The sequence below is a fragment of the Microbacterium sp. X-17 genome, assembly GCF_039615055.1.
Window position 1 is genome coordinate 1 of sequence record NZ_JBDHNI010000005.1, and the last position, 24,246, is coordinate 24,246.

Genomic DNA, 24,246 nt, shown 5'->3' on the forward strand with positions numbered 1-24,246 from the left:
CGCGGCCGCCACCTACCAGCTCGACGTCCGCGACATCCTCGTCGAATGCGGACGCCGCGGCCTCGTCGGCGGCCAAGAAGACATGATCATCGACGTCTCCCTCGACCTCCTTGCCACCCACACCTGAGGGGGGCGAGACCGGCTCAGCCCAGAAGCTGGGCGAGGGTGCGCTGCTGCGGCAGGATCAGGTCGGACACGTCCACGAAGGTGTCGCCCTGCAGCGATGACACCGAGACGGCACGGGCCCGCGGCCAGCCGTCGGTCAGACCGCACGCGGCTTCGCCGACGATCGCCTGGTCGCCGTGGATACCCAGCACCACGAAGGTGTGCCCGTCCGCGCTGGTGCCCCAACTCGAGCCGACCGAATAGACCGAGGGGGAGGAGCTCGTCTTCCGCTGCAGGACCGCGGCCATGTTGGCGGCCTCCTGGCCGCCGTTGGCGATCACGTACCGATTGAAGCTCGTGTACACGTTCATGAAATAGGTGACGAAGCCCACGCAGTTGTCGAGCTTGTCGACGGTCCCGCCGCTGCCGCAGTCCCCGGGACCTTCGGAGCCGGGGTACAGGCCGTCCAGCACCGCCTCGCCCTTGCGCAGCGGCGCCGTGTCTGCCGTGCTCACGTACTCCGCGATGAGGTCCTGCGCCTGCGCCAGGGTCAAGCCGCCCTCCGCGGGCGCGCCGCTCTTCGTCGATGCGCTCGGGACCCCGGCGGCGACGACGGATGCGGCCGAGTAGTCGGACCGCTGCAGCGCGGTGAGCTGCGCGCTCGTCGGCGCCGTGTACGACTGCGCCTCGTGGGCCATGATGCTGCGGACGGAGACGACCTGCACGTCGCCCGTGGAGGAGCTGTCGACGCTGCGATTGGCCGCCGCGACCGCCTCCGGTGCGGCCGTCATCCCGATGGTCAGGACCCCTACGACGCCGAGGACGCCGATCGAGAACGACGCGGCGGCGATCCGCTTCATCAGTCGTGGCCTCGCTGCGCGCGGAGGTCGCGGCGTTGAGGCGCGATGCGGCGTGGCGCGGGGAGGTCGCGGCATTGAGGCGCGCGAAGGTCGCGGCTGCTTCTTCGGGGGGGTGTCGTTCTTCGGAGGGACGTTGGCGGGTTCCGCGTGCGCGCGGGCAGCGGCTTCTCGCAGCGAGCGTCGCGTGGGAGCGGCGTCGCTCGAATTCTCAGTGGTCAAAGCAGAGGCAATCAGGTGTCGGCATCGTGAGCTGTCGGGTGATGCAGTGCTCGTGGACTCCGGGTCCGTGATCGCCCCACTCTAGCCAAGAACACCTGGATGCCGTCTGATCCATGCCGATCTCTCAGGACCGGGAACTCTGGCGCGGGACTCAGCGGGCGAGGTGCCTCTTCAGGAGCTTCTGCTCCTTGCCGGCGATCGGCGAGTCCGGATCGACCGAGCCGCCGCGCGAGGCCCGGTACACATCGGTGATGGCGCCGACGGCGAGCACGACGGCGATCCCCCAGCTCAGCCACGCGAGGGCGGTGCGCCACGTGAACGGCGCACCGCTGCGCAGGTCTCGCAGCAGCGTGATGCCGCCGATGATCGCTCCGATCACACCCGTGCCGAAAAGATACTTGCGCATGGCACCACGCTACCGGGCGGTGATGGCGCGGAAGGGGGTGTATATGGTGGGGGGAGTCGGCAGAGCGGGAGCGCACGTGACCAAGGCAGACCTCGTCGTCGTCGCGAATCGCCTCCCCGTGGACCGTGACGACGACAGCGAGTCGGGCTGGCGGCATTCGCCGGGCGGCCTCGTGGCGGCGCTGGAGCCGGTCATGCGCAAGGCCGATGGCGCCTGGGTCGGCTGGCCGGGCAAGCCCGACCTCGAGCTGGACCCGTTCGAGTTCGACGGCGTGCAGCTCGTTCCGGTCGCTCTGACGGCCGAGGATGTCGAGCTCTACTACGAGGGCTTCTCCAACGACACGATCTGGCCGCTCTATCACGACGTGATCGCGGCCCCGCGGTTCCGTCGGGCCTGGTGGGACGCGTACGTCGCTGTCAACCGCCGCTTCGCCGACGCCGCCGCGGAGGTCGCCGCGGACGGGGCGACCGTGTGGGTGCAGGACTACCAGCTTCAGCTCGTCCCGCGGATGCTGCGCGAGGCGCGCCCGGACCTCACGATCGGCTACTTCCACCACATCCCGTTCCCTGCGCACAGTCTCTTCGCGCAGCTGCCGTGGCGCCGTCAGGTGCTCGAGGGGCTCCTCGGCGCCGATGTCATCGGGTTCCAGCGGGTCGCGGACGCGGGGGAGTTCGCCCGTGCCGTGCGACGCCAGCTCCACTACGAGACGCGCGCCTCCGGCATCCGTGTGCCCACCCCGACCGGCGGCACGCGCCGTGTGCTCGCGAAGGCCTTTCCCATCTCGATCGACGCGGATGCCTACATCCAGCTCGCGCAGCGCGAGGACATCCGCGCCCGCGCCGCGGAGATCCGCGAGAGCCTCGGCAACCCCCGGAAGATCCTGCTCGGCGTCGACCGGCTCGACTACACGAAGGGGATCCAGCACCGTCTGAAGGCCTTCGGCGAGCTCCTCGAGGACGGCCGGCTGGCGGTCGAGGACGTCACACTCGTCCAGGTCGCGAGTCCGAGCCGCGAGCGCGTGGACGCCTACGTGCAGCTCCGCGACGAGATCGAGCTCATGGTCGGACGCGTCAACGGCGACTTCGACACGATGGACCACACCGCGATCCGGTACCTGCACCAGGCATACCCGCGCGAGGAGATGGTGGCGCTCTATCTCGCTGCCGACGTGATGCTCGTCACGGCCCTTCGCGACGGCATGAACCTCGTCGCGAAGGAATACGTCGCGAGCCGCCTCGACAACCGGGGCGTGCTCGTGCTGAGCGAGTTCGCCGGGGCCGCCGACGAGCTCGGCAGCGCTCTGCTGATCAACCCGCATGACATCGGCGGGGTCAAGGACGCGATCATGCGCGCCGTAGAGATGCCCGTCGGCGAGCAGGCTCGCCGGATGCGCGCGCTCCGCCGGCGCGTGCGGGAGCACGACGTCGAGGACTGGTCGCGCGACTTCCTCGACGCCCTCGGACAGATGCGCGCGCAACGAGAGGACATCGCGTGACGGAGCAGACGGCCATGACCGACCAGGCCCAGGGGGAGCTCGCCGAGGCGCTGGACCGCGCGGCGGTGAGCGACGTGCTCCTCGTCGCGCTGGACTTCGACGGCACGCTCTCGCTCCACCAGGACGACCCGATGGCGGCGCGTGCGCTGCCGGAGGCGGTGCGGGCCATCGCGGAGCTCGTCCGCCTGCCCCGCACGACCGTCGCGTTCATCTCGGGGCGGAGTCTGGCCGATCTCCGGATCATCGCGGAGCACGACGACGCGTCGCAGGTCCTGCTCGCCGGATCCCACGGCGCCGAGTTCTGGTTCCCCGGCGTCGGCGCCGTCGAGCCCGCGGAGGCCGATGCGGATGTGGCGCTGCGCGACCGGCTTCGCGCGGAGGCGGAAGCGATCGTCGCCGACATCCCGGGCACCTTCATCGAGCCGAAGACGTTCGGATTCGGCGTGCACACGCGTCTCGCGAGCCCCGACGACGCCCGTCGGGCGGATGCCGGCGTCGACGCGCTTGTCGCCGAGAAGGCGCCCGCGTGGCGTCGGCGTACCGGCAAGAACATCGTCGAGTACGCGTTCCGGCACGAGGGCAAGGACTCCGCGGTCGCCGCGCTGCGCGAGCGTGTCCACGCGACGTGCGTCGTGTATGCCGGCGACGACACGACCGACGAGGACGCCCTCGCGAGCCTCGGTGCGGGGGACCTCGGCATCCACGTCGGCGCGGGTCCGACGGCGGCGACCGTCTCGGTGCCCAGCCCGCCGGCCATGGCCGAGGCGCTCCTCGCCCTGGCCACCGCCCGCGCTGCCCGGGAATAGACTCGATGCATGCCTGAGAACGTTCCGCCTTCGGCCGCGCCCGTCGACATGAAGCCCCGCAGCCGCGTCGTCACGGACGGCATCGAGGCGACGACCTCGCGCGGCATGCTCCGCGGCGTCGGCATGGGAGACGAGGACTGGGACAAGCCCCAGATCGGCATCGCCTCCAGCTGGAACGAGATCACGCCCTGCAACCTGAGCCTCGACCGGCTCGCCCAGGGTGCCAAGGAGGGTGTGCATGCCGGAGGTGGGTACCCGCTGCAGTTCGGCACGATCTCCGTGTCGGACGGCATCTCGATGGGCCACGAGGGCATGCACTTCTCGCTCGTGAGCCGCGAGGTCATCGCCGACTCGGTCGAGACCGTCGTGATGGCCGAGCGCCTGGACGGCACCGTCCTGCTCGCCGGCTGCGACAAGTCGATCCCCGGCATGATGATGGCGTCCGCCCGCCTCAACCTCTCGAGCGTGTTCCTCTACGCCGGCTCGATCGCCCCCGGCTGGGTGAAGTTCACGGACGGCACCGAGAAGGAGATCACGATCATCGACTCCTTCGAGGGCGTCGGTGCGTGTCTCGCGGGTCGCATGAGCGAAGAGGACCTGAAGCGGATCGAGTGCTCCTTCGCCCCCGGTGAGGGTGCCTGCGGCGGCATGTACACGGCCAACACGATGGCCTCCGTCGGCGAGGCGCTCGGCCTCAGCCTGCCCGGCTCCGCCGCGCCGCCGTCGGCCGACCGCCGTCGCGACGCCTACGCGCACCGGTCCGGCGAGGCGGTCGTGAACCTCCTGCGGCTCGGCATCCGCACCCGCGACATCCTCACGAAGGAGGCCTTCGAGAACGCGATCGCCCTCGCGATGGCGCTCGGCGGGTCGACGAACGTGGTGCTGCACCTCCTCGCGATCGCCCGCGAGGCTGAGGTCGAGCTGAACCTCCACGACTTCAACCGCATCGGCGACAAGGTGCCGCACGTGGCCGACATGAAGCCGTTCGGTCAGTACGTCATGAACGACGTCGACCGTCAGGGCGGCATCCCGGTCATCATGAAGGCGATGCTCGACGAGGGCCTCCTGCACGGCGACGCGCTCACCGTCACCGGCAAGACGCTCGCCGAGAACCTCCGCGACCTGAACCCCGACCCGATCGACGGGACCGTCATCCACCGCTTCGACGACCCGATCCACACGACCGGCGGCATCACGATCCTCCATGGCTCGATGGCTCCTGAGGGTGCGGTCGTCAAGTCCGCCGGGTTCGACGGCGACGTGTTCGAAGGACCCGCGCGCGTGTTCGAGCGCGAGCGCGCCGCGATGGACGCGCTGGAGGCGGGGGAGATCCACGCCGGCGACGTCGTGGTCATCCGCTACGAGGGCCCGAAGGGCGGTCCCGGGATGCGCGAGATGCTCGCGATCACCGCTGCCATCAAGGGAGCCGGCCTCGGCAAGGATGTACTACTGTTGACGGACGGACGATTCTCAGGCGGCACAACCGGCCTCTGCATCGGCCACATAGCACCCGAAGCGGTCGACGCAGGTCCGGTCGCCTTCGTGCGCGATGGTGATCTGATACGGGTCGATATCGCTGCTCGCACTCTCGACCTACTCGTCGATGAGACCGAGCTGGCGTCCCGCCGCATCGGCTGGGAGCCCCTTCCCCCGCGCTACACCCGTGGTGTCCTCGCCAAGTACGCGAAGCTCGTGCATTCGGCGGCCGAGGGCGCTGTCACCGGGTAGCAGCATCCATCCATCTCTTCTCAACGAGGTCCGCACCATGTCTGCCGAACCCGCCCCGGCCTTTCCCCGGCCCCCCGCTCGCACCGCCGCTGCGCCCGTGCTCACGGGCGCGGAAGCGGTCGTCCGCGCCCTCGAGCTCCTCGGCGTCACCGACGTCTTCGGGATCCCGGGCGGCGCCATCATGCCCGTCTACGACCCGCTCATGGACGACGGGGCGGTCCGTCACATCCTCGTGCGCCACGAACAGGGCGCCGGCCACGCCGCCGAGGGATACGCCGCGGCCTCCGGTCGTATCGGCGTCGCCATCGCGACCTCTGGGCCGGGCGCCACGAACCTCGTGACCGCGATCGCGGACGCCTACATGGACTCCGTGCCGATCGTCTGCATCACCGGTCAGGTGTTCTCGAACCTCATGGGGACGGATGCCTTCCAGGAGGCGGACATCGTGGGCATCACGATGCCGATCACGAAGCACTCCTTCCTCGTGAAGCGCGCGGAGGACATCCCCGCAGCGATCGCCGCGGCGTTCGAGATCGCCGGGACCGGCCGTCCCGGCCCCGTGCTCGTGGACATCACGAAGGACGCGCAGCAGGACTCCGCGCCCTTCGTGTGGCCGCCGAAGATCGACCTGCCCGGCTACCGGCCGGTGACGAAGGCGCACGGCAAGCAGATCCAGGCCGCGGCGCAGCTGCTCGTCGAGGCACGCAAGCCGGTGCTGTACGTGGGCGGCGGGGTCATCCGCGCGAACGCGTCGGCCGAGCTGGAGACGCTCGCCGAAGTGACCGGCGCACCGGTCGTCACGACGCTGATGGCGCGGGGTGCGTTCCCCGACTCCCACCCGCACCACCTCGGCATGCCCGGCATGCACGGGACGGTCCCGGCGGTGCTCGCGCTGCAGGAGGCCGACCTCATCGTGGCGCTCGGCGCCCGCTTCGATGACCGCGTGACGGGCAAGGCGTCTCTGTTCGCGCCGAACGCGAAGGTCGTGCACGTCGACATCGACCCCGCCGAGATCGGGAAGATCCGCTTCGCCGACGTGCCGATCGTGGGCGACGTCCGCGAGGTGCTCGTCGACCTCGACGCCGCGTTCCGCGAGGCCTCCGGCGGGACCACCCCGGATCTGACGGAGTGGTGGTCGTTCCTCGAGGGGCTCCTCGCGGAGTTCCCCCTGGGGTACACGCCGACCAGCGACGGCCTGCTCTCGCCGCAGCACGTGATCCAGCGCATCGGCGAGCTCACCGGACCCGAGGGCGTGTACGCCGCGGGCGTCGGCCAGCACCAGATGTGGGCGGCGCAGTTCATCACGTACGACCGACCGCGGGCGTGGCTCAACTCCGGCGGCGCCGGCACGATGGGCTACTCGGTCCCGGCCGCGATGGGGGCGAAGGTCGCCGAGCCCGACCGCGTCGTGTGGGCGATCGACGGCGACGGATGCTTCCAGATGACGAACCAGGAACTCGCGACCTGCGTCATCAACAACATCCCCATCAAGGTCGCGATCATCAACAACTCGTCGCTGGGCATGGTGCGCCAGTGGCAGACGCTGTTCTACGACGGCCGCCACTCGAACACCGACCTGAACACCGGGCACGGCACGGCGCGCATCCCGGACTTCGTGAAGCTCGCCGACGCGTACGGCTGCCTCGCGCTGCGCGTGGAGAAGGAGGAGGACGTGGATGCCGCGATCCGCACCGCTCTCGAGACCAACGACCGGCCCGTCGTCATCGACTTCGTGGTGAGCGCCGACGCGATGGTGTGGCCGATGGTGCCGCAGGGCGTCAGCAACAGCTACGTCCAGTACGCGCGCGACCACGCGCCGGCGTTCGAGCAGGAGGACTGAGCATGGCGAGTCACGTGCTGAGCCTCCTCGTGGAGGACAAGGCGGGTCTGCTGACCCGCGTCGCCGGGCTCTTCGCCCGGCGCGGCTTCAACATCCAGTCCCTCGCGGTGGGCGTGACCGAGGTGCCGGGCCTGTCCCGCATCACGGTCGTGGTCGACGTCGAGGCCTTCCCGCTCGAGCAGGTGACGAAGCAGCTGAACAAGCTCGTCAACGTCATCAAGATCGTGGAGCTCGAGCCCTCGGCCGCGGTGCTCCGCGAGCACATGCTCATCAAGGTGCGCGCCGACAACCAGACGCGCTCCAACGTGCTCGAGGTCGTGAGCCTCTTCCGTGCCCAGATCGTGGACTACGCGCCGGACGCGCTCGTGGTCGAGGTGACGGGCGACTCCGGCAAGGTCGAGGCGTTCCTGCGGGCCCTCGAGCCGTTCGGCGTCAAGGAGCTCGCCCAGTCCGGCCTGCTCGCGATCGGACGCGGCGGGAAGAGCATCACCGAGCGGGTTCCGCGCAGCTGAGCGCACCCTTTTTCACGAGTACAGGCATTCACCACCCAAGGAGACAGAACACACATGGCTGAGATCTTCTACGACGCCGACGCCGACCTTTCGCTCATCCAGAGCAAGAAGGTCGCGATCGTCGGCTACGGCTCGCAGGGTCACGCGCACGCGCAGAACCTCCGCGACTCCGGCGTCGACGTCGTCGTCGCGCTTCGCGAGGGCTCGAAGTCCGCGGCGAAGGCGCAGGAGGACGGCTTCGAGGTCAAGAACGTCGCGGATGCCACCCAGTGGGCCGACCTGATCATGATCCTCGCGCCCGACCAGCACCAGCGTGCGATCTACGCCGAGTCGATCCGCGACAACCTGACGCCGGGCAAGACGCTCGCGTTCGCGCATGGCTTCAACATCCGCTTCGGCTACATCCAGCCGCCGGCCGGTGTCGACGTCATCCTCGTCGCGCCGAAGGCCCCGGGCCACACGGTCCGCCGCGAGTATGTCGCGGGCCGCGGCATCCCGGACATCATCGCGGTCGAGCAGGACGCGTCGGGACAGGCCTGGGACGTCGCGAAGGCGTACGCGAAGGCGATCGGCGGCACGCGCGCCGGCGTCATCAAGACGACGTTCACGGAGGAGACCGAGACCGACCTGTTCGGTGAGCAGTCGGTGCTCTGCGGCGGCATGTCGCACCTCGTGGAGTACGGCTTCGAGACGCTCGTCGAGGCCGGCTACCAGCCCGAGATCGCGTACTTCGAGGTGCTGCACGAGCTCAAGCTCATCGTCGACCTCATGTGGGAGGGCGGCATTGCCAAGCAGCGCTGGTCGATCTCCGACACGGCCGAGTACGGCGACTACGTCTCCGGTCCGCGCGTCATCTCGCCGGACGTCAAGGAGAACATGAAGGGCGTGCTCGCCGACATCCAGTCCGGCGCGTTCGCGGAGCGCTTCATCGCCGACCAGGACAACGGGGCCGTCGAGTTCCTCGCGCTGCGCGAGAAGGAGGCGCAGCACCCGATCGAGGCGACCGGCAAGACGCTGCGCGCCCTCTTCGCGTGGAAGCAGCAGGACAGCGACTACGTCGAGGGCAGCGCCGCGCGCTGACCTCGGTCCTTCCTCCCTTCGGTTCGGGGCGCGATCCTTGCGATCGCGCCCCGAACTCGTGTGCGGGTGGCGCCGATACGCTGGGAGGGTGAGTGACACCGAGCGGGACGACGATCCCGAGCGGGACGACGACGCCCTCTCGTGGGAGGGCGACGACGACCGCACGTACGTATCCCGCAGGAAGCCCGACGCCCGGCCCGCGGCGACCCCGCCGGCCGCCGAGGCCGCGAAGGCGGAGCCGAAGCCGGAGCCGGCCGTAGCCGCCGCCGGAGGCGACGCGCACTGGGCGCTGGGGGAGACGCCGGAGGAGCAGCATCCGCCCGTCGGCAATGTCGCGCTCGTCGCGTTCGGCGTCCTGGGCGGGGTGTACGCGCTCCTCACGATCGGCTGGATCGTCGGTGCCCTGCGCCTGCAGGGCTACGCGCTGTTCTTCATCGCGCCCGTCGCGTACCAGGTGAGCATGTGGCTCGCGGTCCTCGCGCCGGCCGCGTGGTTCACCGCCGTGGCGCTGCTGACGCGCTCCGCGCGCATCTGGGTGCGGTTCCTCCTTCTGGTCGCCGGCGCGCTGCTCCTGCTGCCGTGGCCGTTCATCATGGTCGGGGCGGTGGGCGCATGACGACGAATGCCGAGCGGACGCCGGAGCCCGCACGCCGGACGGCACTGCCCGTCTGGGCGATCGCGACAATCTCGGGCGTGTTCGCACTCTTCTACGCATACGCGTTCTGGAACGCGCTGTCGTTCCTCTTCCAGCAGGTCTCGGGCGGTCTCGGGATCAACGGCTACGGATGGTTCGTCCTCCTCCTCGCGGCGGCGTTCCCCGTCATCGTGTTCGCGATCGCGTTCGCGATCGGCTGGCGCCGGAAGGCGTTCCCGTTCGCCCTCATCCTCTTCACCGGCCTGTGCGTCGCATGCGTGTTCTGGCTCAACGTCCTGGCCTACACCCAGGTGGCCGGCGCCTCCCTCCTCGGCACCTGACCACCACCCCGCCCGCCCCCTCCCGCTGAGAACGCGCGTGTGTCACGAAATCGGGCCGATTTCGTGACACACGCGCGTTGTCACGGGGGAGTGGACCGGGTCGGGGGTGGTGTGGCGGGCCGGTAAGATGGCGGAGGCCCGTCGAAGCCCACGGCGTGGCACTGCACACCTAAGGATCCACGCCTGTGACGAAGCCTGTTGTCCTCATCGCCGAACAACTCTCTCCCGCCACGATCGACGCCCTCGGACCGGACTTCGACGTCCGTCACGTCGACGGCACGGATCGGACCGCGCTCTTTGCGGCGCTCGCGGAGGCCAACGCGGTCCTCATCCGCTCGGCGACGAAGATGGATGCCGAGGCGATCGCCGCCGCTCCGGTCCTGCGCGTGATCGCGCGCGCCGGCGTCGGCCTCGACAACGTCGACATCAAGGCGGCCACGGCCGCCGGCGTCATGGTCGTCAACGCCCCGACCTCGAACATCGTCTCGGCCGCGGAGCTCACGGTCGGCCACATCCTGAGCCTCGCCCGGCACATCCCCGCCGCGCACGCGTCGCTCGCCGCCGGCCAGTGGAAGCGCAGCGCCTACACCGGCACCGAGCTGTACGAGAAGACGGTCGGCATCATCGGCCTCGGCCGCATCGGCGCGCTCATCGCGGCGCGGCTGCAGGGCTTCGAGGTGAACATCGTCGCCTACGACCCGTACATCACGAGCGCGCGTGCACAGCAGCTCGGCGTCACGCTCCTGACGCTCGACGAGCTCCTCGAGACGAGTGACTTCATCACGATCCACATGCCGAAGACGCCGGAGACCACCGGCATGATCGGTGCTGAGCAGCTCAGCCGTATGAAGCCCACGGCGTACATCGTGAACGTCGCCCGTGGCGGTCTGATCGACGAAAACGCGCTCTATCACGCGCTCAGCTACGGCGAGATCGCGGGCGCCGGCCTCGATGTGTTCACGAGCGAGCCGCCGACCGACACGCGCCTCCTCGGCCTCCCGAACGTGGTCGTGACGCCGCACCTCGGCGCGTCCACGGACGAGGCGCAGGAGAAGGCGGGCGTCGCCGTCGCGAAGTCCGTCAAGCTCGCGCTCGAGGGCGACCTGGTCCCCGACGCCGTGAACGTCGCGGGCGGCGTCATCGACCCGTTCGTGCGTCCCGGCATCGCGCTCGTCGAGATGCTCGGGCAGTTCTTCAGCGGTCTCGCCGAGGGCGCCCTCACGAGCCTCGACATCGAGGTCCGCGGCGAGCTGGCCGCCTACGACGTCAGCGTGTACCGGCTCGCGGCGCTCAAGGGCATCTTCAGCCGCATCGTCAGCGAGAAGGTCTCCTACGTCAACGCGCCGCTGTTCGCCGAGCAGCGCGGCGTCGAGACGCGCATGATCGTCGAGGCGGAGAGCCCGCTCTATCGCAACTTGACGGTGCTCCGCGGCACGCTCAGTGACGGCACGACGCTCTCGGTCGCCGGTACCCTCGCGGGCACCCGTATGGTGCCGAAGATCGTCGGCGTCAACGGCTACGAGCTCGAGGTGCCGATCGAGCAGCACCACATGGTCATGCGCTACGCGGACCGCCCCGGGGTCGTCGGCAGCTACGGCCGCGTCCTGGGCGATGCGGGCGTCAACATCATCGCCCTGCAGGTCGCGAAGCCGGATGCCAGCGGTCGCGCGCTCTCGGTCGTCACGGTCGACTCGCCGGTGCCCGAGGGCCTGCTCGCGCCGATCCGCGAGGCGGCCGGCGCGGACCTGTTCCGGCTGATCGACATCGTCGAGGACTGAGCGCGTGTCGCGTGTCGTGAAGCTCGCCGTCATCGCCGGCGACGGCATCGGCCCCGAGGTCATCGCGGAGGCGGAGAAGGTCCTGGATGCGGCGACCGCCGGCTCCGACGTCACGTTCGAGAAGACGCGGTTCTCGCTGGGAGCCGCGCGCTACCTCGAGACGGGCGACACGCTCACGGACGAGGACCTCGCCGCCATCAAGGCGCACGACGCGATCCTGCTGGGCGCGGTCGGCGGCCTGCCCGGCGACCCGCGCCTGAAGGACGCGAACATCGAGCGCGGGCTGCTGCTGAAGCTCCGCTTCGACCTCGACCACTACGTCAACCTCCGGCCCACGAAGCTGTACCCGGGCGCGCCCGGGCCGCTCGCGAGCCCCGGCGAGGTGGACTTCGTCGTCGTCCGCGAGGGGACTGAGGGTCCGTACGTCGGCAACGGCGGCAGCATCCGTCGCGGCACGCCGCACGAGATCGCGAACGAGGTGTCCGTGAACACGGCGTTCGGCGTCGAGCGCGTCGTGCGCTTCGCGTTCGACCTCGCGGAGCGTCGCCGCAAGAAGCTGACGCTCGTGCACAAGACGAACGTGCTCGTGAACGCGGGCGGTCTCTGGCAGCGGATCGTGAACGAGGTCGCGGCCGAGCATCCGGATGTCGCCGTAGACTACCTCCACGTCGACGCGGCCACGATCTTCCTGGTCACGAACCCGGGTCGCTTCGACGTCATCGTCACCGACAACCTCTTCGGCGACATCCTGACCGATCTCGCCGGCGCCATCAGCGGAGGGATCGGCCTCGCCGCCTCCGGGAACATCAATCCCGATCTCACCTTCCCGTCGATGTTCGAGCCGGTGCACGGCTCCGCGCCCGACATCGCCGGCCAGCAGAAGGCGGACCCCACCGCCGCGATCCTCTCCACGGCGCTCCTGCTCGATCACCTCGGTCTTGCCGACGAGGCAGCCCGGGTGACGCGGGCCGCGGAGGCGGATATCGCCGAGCGCGACGGCCGGTCCCGGACCACGTCCGAGATCGGCGACGCGATCGCCGAGCGTCTCCGGGCGTAGCCTGGGGGAGCGCGGGGTCCGCCCGCACACGAACGCCAGGAACCTCATGACTCTCATCGACGACTACGAGACCGGACTCGCCCCGCTGGAGTTCGCGGTCTCCCGCAGCCTGACCGCCGCCACGCCCGCCCGCCGCGAGGAGATCCTCGCGAACCCCGGGTTCGGGACGTTCTTCACCGACCACATGGTCGACATCTGCTGGTCGGTCGGCGGTGGATGGCACCGGCCGCGCGTGCAGCCGTACGGTCCGATCGCGCTCGACCCGGCCGCCGCCGTGCTGCACTACGGCCAGGAGGTCTTCGAGGGCATCAAGGCCTACCGTCACGCGGACGGGTCGGTGCACACCTTCCGTCCCGACCAGAACGGCCGCCGTCTGCAGCGCAGCGCCCGCCGTCTGGCGCTGCCGGAGCTGCCGGTCCCGTACTTCATCCAGTCGCTGCGCGAGCTGGTCGCGATCGACGGCGCCTGGGTGCCGTCGGGCGAGGATCAGAGCCTGTACCTCCGGCCGTTCATGTTCGCGAAGGAAGCTTTCCTCGGCGTTCGCCCGGCGAACAAGGTCAACTACTACGTCATCGCGAGCCCCGCGGGCGTGTACTTCAAGGGCGGCGTCACCCCGGTGAGCATCTGGCTCAGCGAGGACTACGCGCGCGCCGGCCGCGGCGGCACGGGTGCCGCGAAGACCGGCGGGAACTACGCCGCGAGCCTCCTGCCGCAGTCCGAGGCGTACGAGCAGGGCTGCGACCAGGTCGTCTTCCTCGACCAGGACCGCAACGTCGAGGAGCTCGGCGGCATGAACATCGTGTTCGTCTACAAGGACGGCACGCTCGTGACCCCGCAGTCGCCGTCGATCCTCGAGGGCGTGACGCGCGACTCGCTGCTGCAGCTCGCCGAGGACCGCGGCCACCGCGTCGAGGGCCGCCAGGTCACGATCGACCAGTGGCGCGCGGACGTGGCATCCGGCGACATCGTCGAGGTGTTCGCCTGCGGCACCGCGGCGGTCGTCACCCCGATCGGTGCGCTGAAGGGGCGCGACTTCCTCGACGAGCAGCCCGCCGGCACGCTCGCCCTCGAGCTTCGCCAGGAGCTGACCGACATCCAGTACGGCCGGATCGAAGACCGCCACAACTGGCTCCTCCGCCTCGACGCCTGACCCCGCTCCCGCGCCCCCTCCCCGCGAGAACGCGCGTATGTCACGAAATACGCCCTCATTCGTGACATAGGCGCGTTTTCGGGGGTGAGTAGGCTGGGTCGGGTGAGGATCGTGCGCTTCAGCCACCAGGATTCCATCCGTTTCGGCATCGTCGACGAGGACGAGATCGTCGTGCTCGACGGCGATCCGCTGTATTCGGGCTTCGACACGACGGGGGAGCGCGTCGCGCTGGCGGATGCCGTGCTGCTCGCGCCCGTCATCCCGCGGTCGAAGATCGTGTGCGTCGGCAAGAACTACCACGACCACGCCGCCGAGATGGGCGACGAGGAGGCGCCGGCGGAGCCGCTCCTCTTCCTCAAGCCCAACACGTCCGTCATCGGCCCGGGCGACGCCATCGTGCGTCCGCCGCAGTCGGAGCGGACCGACCACGAGGGCGAGCTCGCGGTCGTGATCGGCGCGATTGCGAAGAACGTGCCGGCGGATCGCGCGCACGAGGTCGTCTTCGGCTACACGGTCGCGAACGACGTCACCGCCCGCGATCTGCAGGAGCTCGACGGCCAGTGGACGCGCGCGAAGGGCTTCGACACGTTCTGCCCCCTCGGACCCGCGATCGAGACGGAGTTCGATCCGGCCGGCGCACGGCTGACGGTCCGCGTCAACGGCAACGTGCGGCAGGATGCCGCACTCAGCGACATGATCCACTCGGTCCCCGACATCATCGCGTACGCCTCGGCGGTGTTCACGCTGCTGCCCGGCGACGTGATCCTCACGGGCACGCCCGCGGGCATCGGTCCGTTCCAGGCGGGCGACGACGTCGAGGTCGAGGTGTCCGGAATCGGGGTGCTCCGCAACCCCGTGCGGGATGCCTGACTCCGGCTCGCCAGGAGAGTCCGTCCGGCCGCAGCCGGACGCGGAGCGGATCGCGCGCGTCCGCACGCGCACGATCTGGGTGCTCTCACTCGGGCAGGTGCTCGGCGGAGTCGCGTTCGGGGCGACGATCTCCCTCGGTGCCGTCCTGGCCGGCGCGATCTCCGGGGATGACGCGCTCTCCGGGCTCGCAACCGCCTTCGTGACCCTCGGCGCTGCCGGGGTGGCGATCCCGCTCGCGGCGATGGCGCGCCGCCGGGGCCGGCGCATCGCGCTCGGCAGCGGCATGCTGCTCGCCCTGGTCGGCGTCGCGCTCGTGATCTGGGCAGCAGGGGTGCGATCGTTCCCATTGCTGCTCGTGGGGTTCGCGTTCATCGGTGCCGGGCAGGCTGCGAACCTGCAATCCCGCTTCGCGGCCACGGACCTCTCGACGGATGCGTCCCGAGCACGCGACCTCTCGGTCGTCGTGTGGGCGACGACGATCGGCGCCGTCCTCGGGCCGAACCTCGTGGGACCCGGGCAGGCATTGGGCGATTCCATCGGGATGCCCCCGCTCACCGGCCCGTACGTGTTCACCGTCGTCGCGCAATTGCTGGCTGTCGCGCTGTACTTCATCGCGCTGCGGCCGGACCCGCTCCTGCTCGCCCAGGGGTTCGTCGCGAGCGCCGCCCGGAAGGATGCGCAGCCGATCGCGCGCGCGGATCGACCAGTCGCCGCGCGATACTCGATCTTCGCGATCGCGGGGGCGCACGGCGTGATGGTGGCCGTGATGGCCATGACGCCCGTCCACCTGCTCCACCAGGGGGCGACGATCGAGATCGTCGGGTTCACGATCAGTCTGCACATCGCCGGGATGTACGCGCTCTCGCCGGTCTTCGGCATCCTGGCGGACCGCGTGGGGCGTGTCGCGATCGTGCTGGTCGGCCAGGCGCTGCTCGCGGCATCCCTCCTCATCGCGGCGTTCGGCCAGGAGTCGACGATGTTCGTCACGATCGCCCTCGTGCTGCTCGGCCTCGGATGGAGCGCATCCACGGTGGCGGGCGCCGCTCTCCTCACGGAGTCGTCGGCGGAGGACCTCCGCACTCGTCGGCAGGGACGCAGTGACTTCGTGATGAACCTCGTGGCCGGGGGCGGTGCGATCGTCGCCGGCCTCGTGCTCGGATGGATCGGATACAGCGGACTCGCGCTCGGCGCGCTCGCGATCGTCACCGCGGTCACCGCGGTCACCGCGCTCTCGCCGCTGGCGCGCAGCCGCCGCGCCCGAGCGGCGCAGCGGCTCTCCTAAGCTGGGGGGGATGGCTTCTCCCGATCCCCGCACCACGACGGCCGCAGGCTCCGACATCCGCGTGCGCTTCTGCCCCTCGCCGACCGGTCTCCCGCACGTCGGGCTCATCCGCACGGCGCTGTTCAACTGGGCGTATGCCCGCCACAACGGCGGCACGCTGGTGTTCCGCATCGAGGACACGGATGCCGCACGTGACAGCGAGGAGAGCTACCAGCAGCTGCTCGACGCGCTGCGCTGGCTCCGGATCGACTGGGACGAGGGCGTCGAGGTCGGCGGCCCGCACGCTCCCTACCGCCAGTCGGAGCGGCACGATCTGCACCGCGAGGTGCTCGGTCGGCTCATCGAGGCCGGTGCCGTGTACGAGAGCTACTCCACGCCCGAGGAGATCGACGCGCGGAACGAGGCGAACGGCCGGGCGAAGCAGCTCGGCTACGACAACTTCGACCGCAACCTGACCGACGAGCAGCGCGCCGCGTTCCGCGCGGAGGGCCGCGAGCCGGCGTGGCGCTTGCGGGTCCCCGACGAGGATCTCACGTACGTCGACCTCATCCGCGGCGAGGTGACGTTCCCGGCCGGTTCCTTTCCCGACTTCGTGATCGTCCGGGCCGGCGGCATCCCGCTGTACACGTTCGTGAACCCCGTCGACGATGCGCTCATGGGGATCACGCACGTCATCCGCGGCGAGGACCTCATGCCGTCCACCGCACGGCAGCTCGCGCTATACCGTGCGCTGATCGATGCCGGCGTGACCGACTTCGTGCCGCGCTTCGGGCACATGCCGCTCGTGCTGGGGGAGGAGGGCAACAAGAAGCTCTCCAAGCGCGACCCCAAGGCGGACCTCTTCCTGCAGCGCGAGAAGGGCTTCATCCACGAGGGGCTGCTGAACTACCTCGCCCTGCTCGGCTGGTCGCTCGCCCCCGATCGCGACGTGTTCTCGCTCGAGGAGTTCATCGCGGCGTTCGACATCGCCGACGTGAACCCGAACCCGGCCCGCTTCGACCAGAAGAAGGCCGAGGCGATCAACGGCGACCACATCCGGATGCTGGAGCCCGGCGACTTCGCCGGCCGCCTCGTGCCCTACCTGGCGGAGGCGGGGCTCGTGTCCGAGCCGCCGACCGTCGACGAGGCCGCCCTGCTCGCGGCATCCGCCCCGCTCGTGCAGGAGCGACTGCCGCTGCTCGGCGACGCTCCGGGCCTGCTCGGCTTCCTGTTCCGCGACGAGGTCACGTACGAGGACGACGCGCTCGCCGGGCTGCCCGCGAACGCGGCGGAGGTGCTCGTCGCGAGCGTCGGCGCGCTGGAGCTCGTCCCGGAGAGCGAGTTCACCGCGGACGCCGTCCAGACCGCCCTGACGGAGGCGCTCATCGACGGGCTCGGACTCAAGCCTCGGGTGGCGTACGGGCCGTTGCGCGTGGCGGTCAGCGGGCGCCGCGTGTCGCCCCCGCTGTTCGAGTCGCTGGAACTCCTCGGCAAGGGCGAGGCGATCCGGCGTCTCGGCGCTCTCGTGGAGCGCCTGACCGCCGGCTGAACCCGGGCGAGTCCTCGACGTCTTCTCAGGGACCGGGCGGCATGCTTGACGCGTGCCATCCAGTCCTCGCGTGCGCCGAAATCGCCGTCGTGTCTTCCTATGGATCGCCGGCGTGATCGTCGTCGCCCTGGTCATCTCGATCACCGTCGTGATCGTCAACCTCGTGAGCCTGAATTCGGGCATCCACCGGTCGACGATCGCGATGCCCGCCGGCAGCGCCGACCCCGGGGTTCCGCAGAACACGGGGGAGGTGAACATCCTCGTGATGGGGCTCGACAGTCGGGTGGACGAGAATGGCAACCCGTACCCGCAAGCCATCTACGACGCGATCCACGCCGAGGACGCCTCGGTCGGCGGATACAACACCAACGTGCTGATGTACGTCCACATCCCGGCCGGCGGCGGCCCGGCCGTCGGGATCTCGATCCCGCGCGACGACTACGTGTCCTATGCCGGCACTCCCGGCGGTGTCTCCAAGGGGAAGATCAAGGAGGCGTACGGGCGGGAGATGGATGCCAAGCTCACGGAGCTGGTGAACCAGGGCGTGCCCCAGGACCAGGCGTACCAGCAGGCGCGAGACGCTGCGCGCGAGGAGGAGATCCAGACGGTCTCACAGTTCCTCGGCGGCGTGCGGATCGATCACTTCGTCGAGGTCACGATGGCCGCGTTCTACGAGGTCGCGCAGGCGGTGCAGCCGATCACGGTCTGCCTCAATCACGCCACCGCCGATCCGCAGTACTCGGGGGCGAACTTCGTCGCGGGGATGCAGCAGCTGAACGCGTCGCAGGCCATGGCGTTCGTGCGTCAGCGCCGCGACACGGTCTACGACGCCGTCTCCCTCACCGACCTCGACCGCACCCGCCGGCAGCAGGCGTTCATGATCTCCCTCGCGGTGAAGCTACGGGACGCTTCGACCTTCACCAACTTCGGCACGATGCAGACCCTGATCGACGCGGCGAAGCAGTACATCGCGCTGGACCAGGGATTCGATCTGCTCTCGCTCGCGTCTGACATGCAGCGTCTGTCCGGCGGCAACATCACCTTCCAGACCCTCCCGGTCGAGCGCTTCGGGACAATCGGCGGCGAGAGCGTGAACATCGTCGACGTGAACAAGATCCAGGCGATCGTGTCGGGACTGCTGAACCCGCCGACGCCGACCGCCGCTCCGTCGCCCACGAGCGCGCCAACCGACGCCGCTTCTGCGCCCGCGTCCGTGTCGCCGGAGCCGACCGCCCCCGCGACGCAGAGCTACACGGACTCGCAGCAGGCCATGCCGTCCGGCGCGATCCCCTGCGTCAACTGACGCCTCCGGGCGGAGCTACCAGACGAGCCAGTTCACCGACATGTCGCCGATCGACTGCGGGGCATAGCTCACGGCGTGCTCCGCGGATGTCGGGCTGTCGCCGTTGATCCACCACACGTTCGTGCCGTAGTTGTCGGACTGCATGTAGCCGCCCGCCGCGAGCGCTGCCGCCAGCTTGTTGTGGATCGGCACGTCCGCGGGGAAGAACGCCCCGAAGCGCGGTGCGCCCCCGTTCTCGTCCTCGATCACGCAGATCGGTGTGGCGGTGAGCACGGGCTGACCGCCGAGCTGCATCATCGTGCCCGGCGGCTGGGGCACGGCATCCGGGTATCCGTGATCGTTCGCGAACGAGAGGATCGCATCCGTGCACCCGTACATCGGGTCGCTCGCCGCATCGCTCGTCGCGGCGGCGGTGGAATCGCCGGTGGCGTACGCGTCGCCCACGGGGCTCGACGAGGCCGTGGTGGCTCCGGGGGTCGGGCTCACGCCGGCAGAGCATGCAGACAGGGACAGAGCGGATGCGGCGACGGCGAGGCCGATCGAGGCGATCCGGGCGGAGGCTGCGGGCATGGCACTCAGTGTGGAGGATCCGCCGAATGGCGGTCAAACCCCGGCGGGTCACGGTTTGGTCGCGGCCTCCACGGTCGCGTAGACTTGACCCTCGGTGCTCGCCTCGGCGGGCCGATGGGGTGTGGTGTAATTGGCAACACGGCTGATTCTGGTTCAGTTGTTCTTGGTTCGAGTCCAGGCACCCCAGCTTTAGAAGGACCCGGTCAGCGGAAGTTTCTCCGGTCGGGGCCGAGTGCGGGTGAGGCGCGACCACCAGCGCAGCAGCAGCGCGGCCAGGATGCCGAAGCCGAGCCACATCGCGATTCCGCCGGGCACGCCGGTGAGAAGGAGTCCCGCGAGCACGGCACCGACCGCCGCCAGGATCGACACGACCACGGTCACGATCGTCGCGGCGACCGAGCCCCAGGGTGCGCATCGGAACGCCGCGAACCCGACGAGGGCGTTGCGGCGGCCGCGCGCCGCCGCCGGCAGAACGCACAGCGCCGCCGCGAGCAGGAGCGGCAGGACGAGCGGCGCCAGGAGGGCGACGGTGAACAGGGCGACCGCGATCCCGGCCGACCATACGAGCAGCGTGCCGGGGATGCCGCCGAGCGGTGCGCGATCGGAGAGCGCGCGTGTCGCCCAGGCGCCGACGGCGAGCTGTGCCGCAAGCACGGCCGTGGACGCCACAACGAGCAGGACGACCAGCCAGGCCGGCAGGAGCGTTATCCCAGGCTCCGCGGTCAGCCCTTGCGCCACGGCGCCAGCGACCACCGCGGCTCCGAGCACGCACCACGTCGCGAACCTCACCCCGCACCCTCCACGGCGGCATCGAGCACCGCTTGGACCGAGCCGCTGTAGAGCGTCGAGCCGCCGACCTTGAGGGTGAACGTCGTTCGATCCGCCGCAGGTGACTCCACCTCGATCGGAGCGCCGTCCCTGGTGGAACCCGTGCACGCGACGGCGTTGTCGGTCTCGGCGCACACCGGTGCGGTCATGATCTCGATTCCCTTGCTTTGCAGGACGTCGATCGCTGCGTAGCGGACGTCGCCGAGGCGCGCACCGCCGACGGGAGCGATCGCCGCGATCTGGGAGCACCCCGCCAGGGCGAGAACGCCCAGCGCGAGGGCGGCCGCGGCTCCGATCCGACGCCGGATCATGTGCCTGCCCTCTGCTCGTGGGCGAGGATGCGGGCGCGTTCGGTCATACGCTGCGCCTCCAGGGAGGCATCCGTGATCGTGGACAGGTCGAACGGCGCGGGCATCAGCAGCTCGGTGTTGCGGTCGAGGGCCGAGCCTCGGCGCATCGCCGGCGACTCCGCCCAGTCGTTCGCCGCGAACTCCCGGGCCCGCGACGCGAGATCGGCCGAGGCGCCCGAGCCCGTCGGCACCGCCGCCGACGCGTGGTCCAGCACGGTCGTGAACAGCGACAGCGTGCCGTCGCGGTTGTCGACGATCTCGACCACTTGCTGCTGCTGGGGGAAGTCGATGCACGACGCGGTCGTGATCTCCCACAAGCCGCCCGTCGCGGAGGTGTGCGCGAGGATCTGGTTCAGGTGGGTGTGCCCGTTCAGCCACGCGATTGCGACCGGGTACTGGAGGAGGAGGTCGATCACCTCCTCGGCGTGGTGGAGCACCTGCGTGTCGCCCGGCCGCTGCGCGTCGTTCTCCAACGTGAGGCTGTTGTGGTGGCTCAGGACGAGCACGAGCTTCTGCTCGGCCTGTGCCTGCTGCAGTTGAGCGCGCAACCATTGGAACTGCACGTCGGGCAGTGCGCCGTCGGGCCCGGCGACCGCGTTGCACGTATCGAGCCCGAGCGCGCGCACGAACGGGGAGAGCTCCGCCGACCACCACGTCTCGCCGGTGTCGAGATTGTGCGGGGTGAACCCGTGGCCGACCGGCCCGGGTTGGCTCTGCGTGGCGAAGTGCTCCTTCATGAACTCGATCTGCTCGAACAGCCGGCGCTCCGGGTTGGCGGTCACAGCCCGGAAACCGGGGCGCAGGCCCAGAGCCAGCCCGAGCGCATCCGCCGCCTGCTGCAGGATGCTCCCGCTCGACCCGTATCCCGCGAGCGCCATCGACGACGTCGCCTCGAGCGTGTATGCCTTCTGCCCGCCGATGGCGAGCGCGTGCAGCTGTGGGCTGAGGTCGAACGTGCCGAGCAACAATGTGTCGTGATTGCCGTACACCGCGTACCAGGGGGCGGGCAGCCCGACGGATGCGACAGGGTTCGCGATGGCGTCCGCGAGCAGCGATGGCAGCCGGGGGAAGCCGTAGTCGCCGAACGACCCGCCGGCCGGGTCACCGGGGCGATAGGCCCACACGGCATCGGCCCATGCCTGCACGCCCTGGTAGGTCGAGCCCGCGGTCGCCGGGTCGATCGTGATGCCGTCCATGAGGTCGATATACCAGCGAAGCTCCAGGTGCGAGTGCATGTCGGCGCTGTCGCCGGTGACGACGGCTGCGCCCATCGGAACGCCGGTCAACGGGCTGTAGCGTGCGTCGGAGAAAGCGTGAACCATCGCCGCGGTGGTATGTGGGCTGAGCGGGTCCTGCGGATGGAACGCGGAGCCCCAGGCACTGTGGTCCTGCACGATCATCGGCTCGATGCGGCCTGGCGACTGCGCGTCGATGACGTGCAGGTCCGAGAGATGGCCGAGGTACAGGAGAGAGCGGCGGCGACCGGCGCGCGTGGGGTCCGCGTTGCGGCGGAGCACGTCGAAGCGGGGCACGTACCCCTCACCCGGGCCCGTCTTCAGGGTGCGGTAGCTCTTCGTCGAGACCGGGCCGAAGAGGATGGTCTGCTGGAGCGTGCTGAGAACGTCGAAAGGAGCCTCGGTCCGCTCGGCCGCGAGCGCGGGCGCGATGGTCTCCAGGTCGACGCCGAGGGCCGCGGCGAGGATCGCAGCCCGAGTGAGGAACTGGCGCCGCGAGAGTCCCGTCATGACAGCCATCGTGCCAGCCCATGCGCATCTCCGCGAACGCGCAGGCTGTCTTCGCCCCGCTTCGCGGAATAGCCTGCGGGCGCAGACGCCTCACGGGGCGAGCGCATCGATGGCCGCCTGGTTCGTCCCGAACAGGGTCCGGTGGTCGATCAGGTCGAAATGCTCCAGCCGCAGCTCGAGGTCCGGGCGCACGCGCGAGTAGTGCAGCTCGACCTCCTGCTCGGTGAGCCAAAGCTGCACGGCGTGGAAACGCTCGGCGGCCGTCACGTCGATGTCCGTGACCGCCTCCATGTCGAGGACGAGATGCCGAAGACGATCGGGGCCGGCCTCGGCGACCGCGGTCTTCACGGCCAGCTCGAAGACTCCGGCGTTGGCGAAGAACAAGGGAGCGGCGAACCGCAGCACGACCAGACCGGGAGCGGTCTGGGTTACCTCGCTCTCGACGGGTAGCAGGGAATGCTCGGGGGAGTCGGTCGTGCTCAGTACGTCGATCGCGGGGTTGGCCGCCCTCCGCGCGAGGTTTACGAGAGCGAGGACGACGGCGATCACGATTCCCGCGACGGGGCCGATGAGCAGGGCGGAGAGGAAGCAGGTCACAGCGATCGCGAGCTCGAATCTCGACAACCGCCACAGGGAGACGAACTCCCGCACGTCGAGCAGCGGGAGGACCGCGACCGCGACGATCGCGCCGATCGCCGGTGAGGGGATGTGCTCGAGCAGCGCGGTACCGAAGACGAGTAGGAGCAACGTGCCCGCCGCCGTCACGAGCGTCGGCAGCTGGGTGCGTGACCCCGCGTGATCCATGGCCGCGGTACGGGACGTCGACGACCCGACCGTGAACCCGCCGGTGAGGCCCGACGCGATGTTCGCCGCCCCGAACGCCAGGAGATCCCGGCCGGGGTTGACCCGATAGCCGCGGCGCTCGCCGAACGCGCGGGAGACCAGCAGACCTTCGCTCATCGCGACCATCGTCAGCGACAGCGCAGAGGGAACCAGGGCCAGCCACTGGGACCACTCGATCGCCGGCCAGGCGAACGACGGGGCGCCGCGTTCGACCGGGCCCAGAGTCGAGACGCCACGACTCTCCCATCCGGTGAGGGCCACGACCGCGGTCGAGAGGATGAGGACGATCAGGGCCCACGGCACCAGCGGCCAGAATCGGCGCCCGAGGAGCAGCACGATCAACGATGCGGCCGAGATCGCGATCGCCCAGACGTTGGCCTCGCCGATTCCCTGGACGAGCTCGGAGACGCGGGTGATGAAGCCGGCACTGCTGGTGATCTTCACCCCGAGCATCGTCGCGATCTCGCTGATGAGGATGTCCAGGGCGAGGCCGCTCACGAAGCCGACGAGGATCGGCTTGGAGAGGAAGTCCGCCAGGAACCCGAGGTTGAAGACCGCGCAGAGGAGGAAGATGACACCGCCGATGATCGCCTGCGCAAAGGCGAGCGCAAGGTAGCCGGCCGAGCCGGCCACCGCGAGGCCGCCCAGGGACGACGCGACGAGCGCGGACGCCGCAGCGTCCGGTGAGGCGACGAGCTGGCGGGACGAGACGATAAGCGCGTAGACGACTGCCGGGACGATCAGCGCATAGAGCCCCGTCGTGGGCGGAAGGCCGGCGATCTGGGCGTATCCGATGTTCACCGGGACCGAGATGGCGAGCAGCGTCACCCCGGCGAGCAGTTCGCGCGGAAGCGTTCGAAATGTCAGGCCGGCAAGGATCCGCCCCCGGAGGAGGCCGGGAATCGACAGCATGCAA

Annotated in this window: 22 protein-coding genes, 1 tRNA gene and 1 pseudogene; 17 read left to right on the forward strand and 7 right to left on the reverse strand. The window is 69.9% G+C overall.

Annotated elements, in window-relative coordinates:
• Window positions 1-127: pseudogene (locus ABCS02_RS22900) on the forward strand (4-hydroxy-2-oxovalerate aldolase); the annotation flags it as partial.
• Between the two features lie 16 nt (window positions 128-143).
• Here the strand turns inward: ABCS02_RS22900 and ABCS02_RS22905 are convergent.
• On the reverse strand, window positions 144-965 hold the full coding sequence (locus tag ABCS02_RS22905; protein WP_345838014.1) for a hypothetical protein: 822 nt from the start codon (window positions 963-965) through the stop codon (window positions 144-146).
• Between the two features lie 370 nt (window positions 966-1,335).
• Window positions 1,336-1,590, reverse strand: a complete 255-nt coding sequence (locus ABCS02_RS22910; protein WP_345838015.1) for a hypothetical protein — start codon at window positions 1,588-1,590, stop codon at window positions 1,336-1,338.
• Window positions 1,591-1,666: 76 nt separating this feature from the next.
• Between ABCS02_RS22910 and otsA the strand changes: the two genes are divergently transcribed.
• The 15 genes from otsA to ABCS02_RS22985 all read left to right on the forward strand — a co-directional run bounded on the left by otsA (window position 1,667) and on the right by ABCS02_RS22985 (window position 18,994).
• Window positions 1,667-3,085 carry an alpha,alpha-trehalose-phosphate synthase (UDP-forming) gene (gene otsA, locus ABCS02_RS22915; RefSeq protein WP_345838016.1) on the forward strand — a complete coding sequence of 473 codons (1,419 nt, stop codon included), beginning with the start codon at window positions 1,667-1,669 and terminating at the stop codon, window positions 3,083-3,085.
• A complete protein-coding gene (otsB, locus tag ABCS02_RS22920; RefSeq protein WP_345838017.1) occupies window positions 3,082-3,891 on the forward strand; it encodes a trehalose-phosphatase in 810 nt (269 codons plus the stop codon). The genes otsA and otsB overlap by 4 nt, the downstream gene beginning before the upstream one ends.
• A 9-nt stretch (window positions 3,892-3,900) precedes the next feature.
• Window positions 3,901-5,619, forward strand: coding sequence for a dihydroxy-acid dehydratase (ilvD, locus tag ABCS02_RS22925; protein WP_345838018.1), 1,719 nt, complete (start codon window positions 3,901-3,903; stop codon window positions 5,617-5,619).
• 37 nt (window positions 5,620-5,656) lie between these two features.
• A complete protein-coding gene (locus ABCS02_RS22930) occupies window positions 5,657-7,459 on the forward strand; it encodes an acetolactate synthase large subunit (RefSeq protein ID WP_345838019.1) in 1,803 nt (600 codons plus the stop codon).
• 2 nt (window positions 7,460-7,461) lie between these two features.
• Window positions 7,462-7,971: an acetolactate synthase small subunit gene (gene ilvN / locus ABCS02_RS22935; RefSeq protein WP_345838020.1), complete on the forward strand. Its 510-nt coding sequence runs from the start codon at window positions 7,462-7,464 to the stop codon at window positions 7,969-7,971.
• A 54-nt stretch (window positions 7,972-8,025) separates the two neighbouring features.
• Window positions 8,026-9,051 carry a ketol-acid reductoisomerase gene (ilvC, locus tag ABCS02_RS22940; protein WP_345838021.1) on the forward strand — a complete coding sequence of 342 codons (1,026 nt, stop codon included), beginning with the start codon at window positions 8,026-8,028 and terminating at the stop codon, window positions 9,049-9,051.
• Window positions 9,052-9,139: 88 nt separating this feature from the next.
• Complete coding sequence (locus ABCS02_RS22945; RefSeq protein ID WP_345838022.1) at window positions 9,140-9,667, forward strand: DNA polymerase III subunit gamma/tau; 528 nt, start codon at window positions 9,140-9,142, stop codon at window positions 9,665-9,667.
• The gene (locus ABCS02_RS22950) at window positions 9,664-10,026 is read left to right on the forward strand and encodes a bacitracin resistance protein (protein ID WP_345838023.1); all 363 of its coding nucleotides are present in this window, start codon (window positions 9,664-9,666) and stop codon (window positions 10,024-10,026) included. Before ABCS02_RS22945 ends, ABCS02_RS22950 begins: the two co-directional genes overlap by 4 nt.
• 185 nt (window positions 10,027-10,211) lie before the next feature.
• Window positions 10,212-11,804: a phosphoglycerate dehydrogenase gene (gene serA, locus ABCS02_RS22955; protein WP_345838024.1), complete on the forward strand. Its 1,593-nt coding sequence runs from the start codon at window positions 10,212-10,214 to the stop codon at window positions 11,802-11,804.
• Window positions 11,805-11,808: 4 nt separating this feature from the next.
• Window positions 11,809-12,861, forward strand: coding sequence for a 3-isopropylmalate dehydrogenase (locus tag ABCS02_RS22960; protein ID WP_345838025.1), 1,053 nt, complete (start codon window positions 11,809-11,811; stop codon window positions 12,859-12,861).
• Between the two features lie 46 nt (window positions 12,862-12,907).
• On the forward strand, window positions 12,908-14,011 hold the full coding sequence (locus ABCS02_RS22965) for a branched-chain amino acid aminotransferase (RefSeq protein ID WP_345838026.1): 1,104 nt from the start codon (window positions 12,908-12,910) through the stop codon (window positions 14,009-14,011).
• Window positions 14,012-14,113: 102 nt separating this feature from the next.
• Entirely contained in the window at window positions 14,114-14,881 is a 768-nt protein-coding gene (locus ABCS02_RS22970; RefSeq protein WP_345838027.1) for a fumarylacetoacetate hydrolase family protein, read from the forward strand.
• Window positions 14,874-16,163 carry an MFS transporter gene (locus ABCS02_RS22975; RefSeq protein WP_345838028.1) on the forward strand — a complete coding sequence of 430 codons (1,290 nt, stop codon included), beginning with the start codon at window positions 14,874-14,876 and terminating at the stop codon, window positions 16,161-16,163. Before ABCS02_RS22970 ends, ABCS02_RS22975 begins: the two co-directional genes overlap by 8 nt.
• 10 nt (window positions 16,164-16,173) lie before the next feature.
• Window positions 16,174-17,691 (forward strand): glutamate--tRNA ligase, encoded by a 1,518-nt coding sequence (gltX, locus tag ABCS02_RS22980; protein WP_345838029.1) that lies wholly within the window; start codon window positions 16,174-16,176, stop codon window positions 17,689-17,691.
• A 70-nt stretch (window positions 17,692-17,761) separates the two neighbouring features.
• Window positions 17,762-18,994 carry an LCP family protein gene (locus ABCS02_RS22985; RefSeq protein WP_345838030.1) on the forward strand — a complete coding sequence of 411 codons (1,233 nt, stop codon included), beginning with the start codon at window positions 17,762-17,764 and terminating at the stop codon, window positions 18,992-18,994.
• Window positions 18,995-19,009: 15 nt separating this feature from the next.
• Here ABCS02_RS22985 and ABCS02_RS22990 read toward each other — a convergent pair whose 3' ends face one another.
• A complete protein-coding gene (locus tag ABCS02_RS22990; protein WP_345838031.1) occupies window positions 19,010-19,564 on the reverse strand; it encodes a hypothetical protein in 555 nt (184 codons plus the stop codon).
• Between the two features lie 115 nt (window positions 19,565-19,679).
• Here ABCS02_RS22990 and ABCS02_RS22995 point away from each other — a divergent pair.
• Window positions 19,680-19,751 (forward strand) — tRNA-Gln (locus tag ABCS02_RS22995).
• A gap of 2 nt (window positions 19,752-19,753) precedes the next feature.
• Here ABCS02_RS22995 and ABCS02_RS23000 read toward each other — a convergent pair.
• From ABCS02_RS23000 to ABCS02_RS23015, 4 genes are all read right to left on the reverse strand, one after another.
• Window positions 19,754-20,353 (reverse strand): hypothetical protein, encoded by a 600-nt coding sequence (locus ABCS02_RS23000; protein ID WP_345838032.1) that lies wholly within the window; start codon window positions 20,351-20,353, stop codon window positions 19,754-19,756.
• On the reverse strand, window positions 20,350-20,703 hold the full coding sequence (locus tag ABCS02_RS23005) for a hypothetical protein (protein ID WP_345838033.1): 354 nt from the start codon (window positions 20,701-20,703) through the stop codon (window positions 20,350-20,352). Before ABCS02_RS23005 ends, ABCS02_RS23000 begins: the two co-directional genes overlap by 4 nt.
• On the reverse strand, window positions 20,700-22,487 hold the full coding sequence (locus ABCS02_RS23010; protein WP_345838034.1) for a TIGR03767 family metallophosphoesterase: 1,788 nt from the start codon (window positions 22,485-22,487) through the stop codon (window positions 20,700-20,702). The genes ABCS02_RS23005 and ABCS02_RS23010 overlap by 4 nt, the downstream gene beginning before the upstream one ends.
• A gap of 90 nt (window positions 22,488-22,577) precedes the next feature.
• On the reverse strand, window positions 22,578-24,242 hold the full coding sequence (locus tag ABCS02_RS23015) for a SulP family inorganic anion transporter (RefSeq protein WP_345838035.1): 1,665 nt from the start codon (window positions 24,240-24,242) through the stop codon (window positions 22,578-22,580).
• Window positions 24,243-24,246 lie beyond the last annotated feature (4 nt).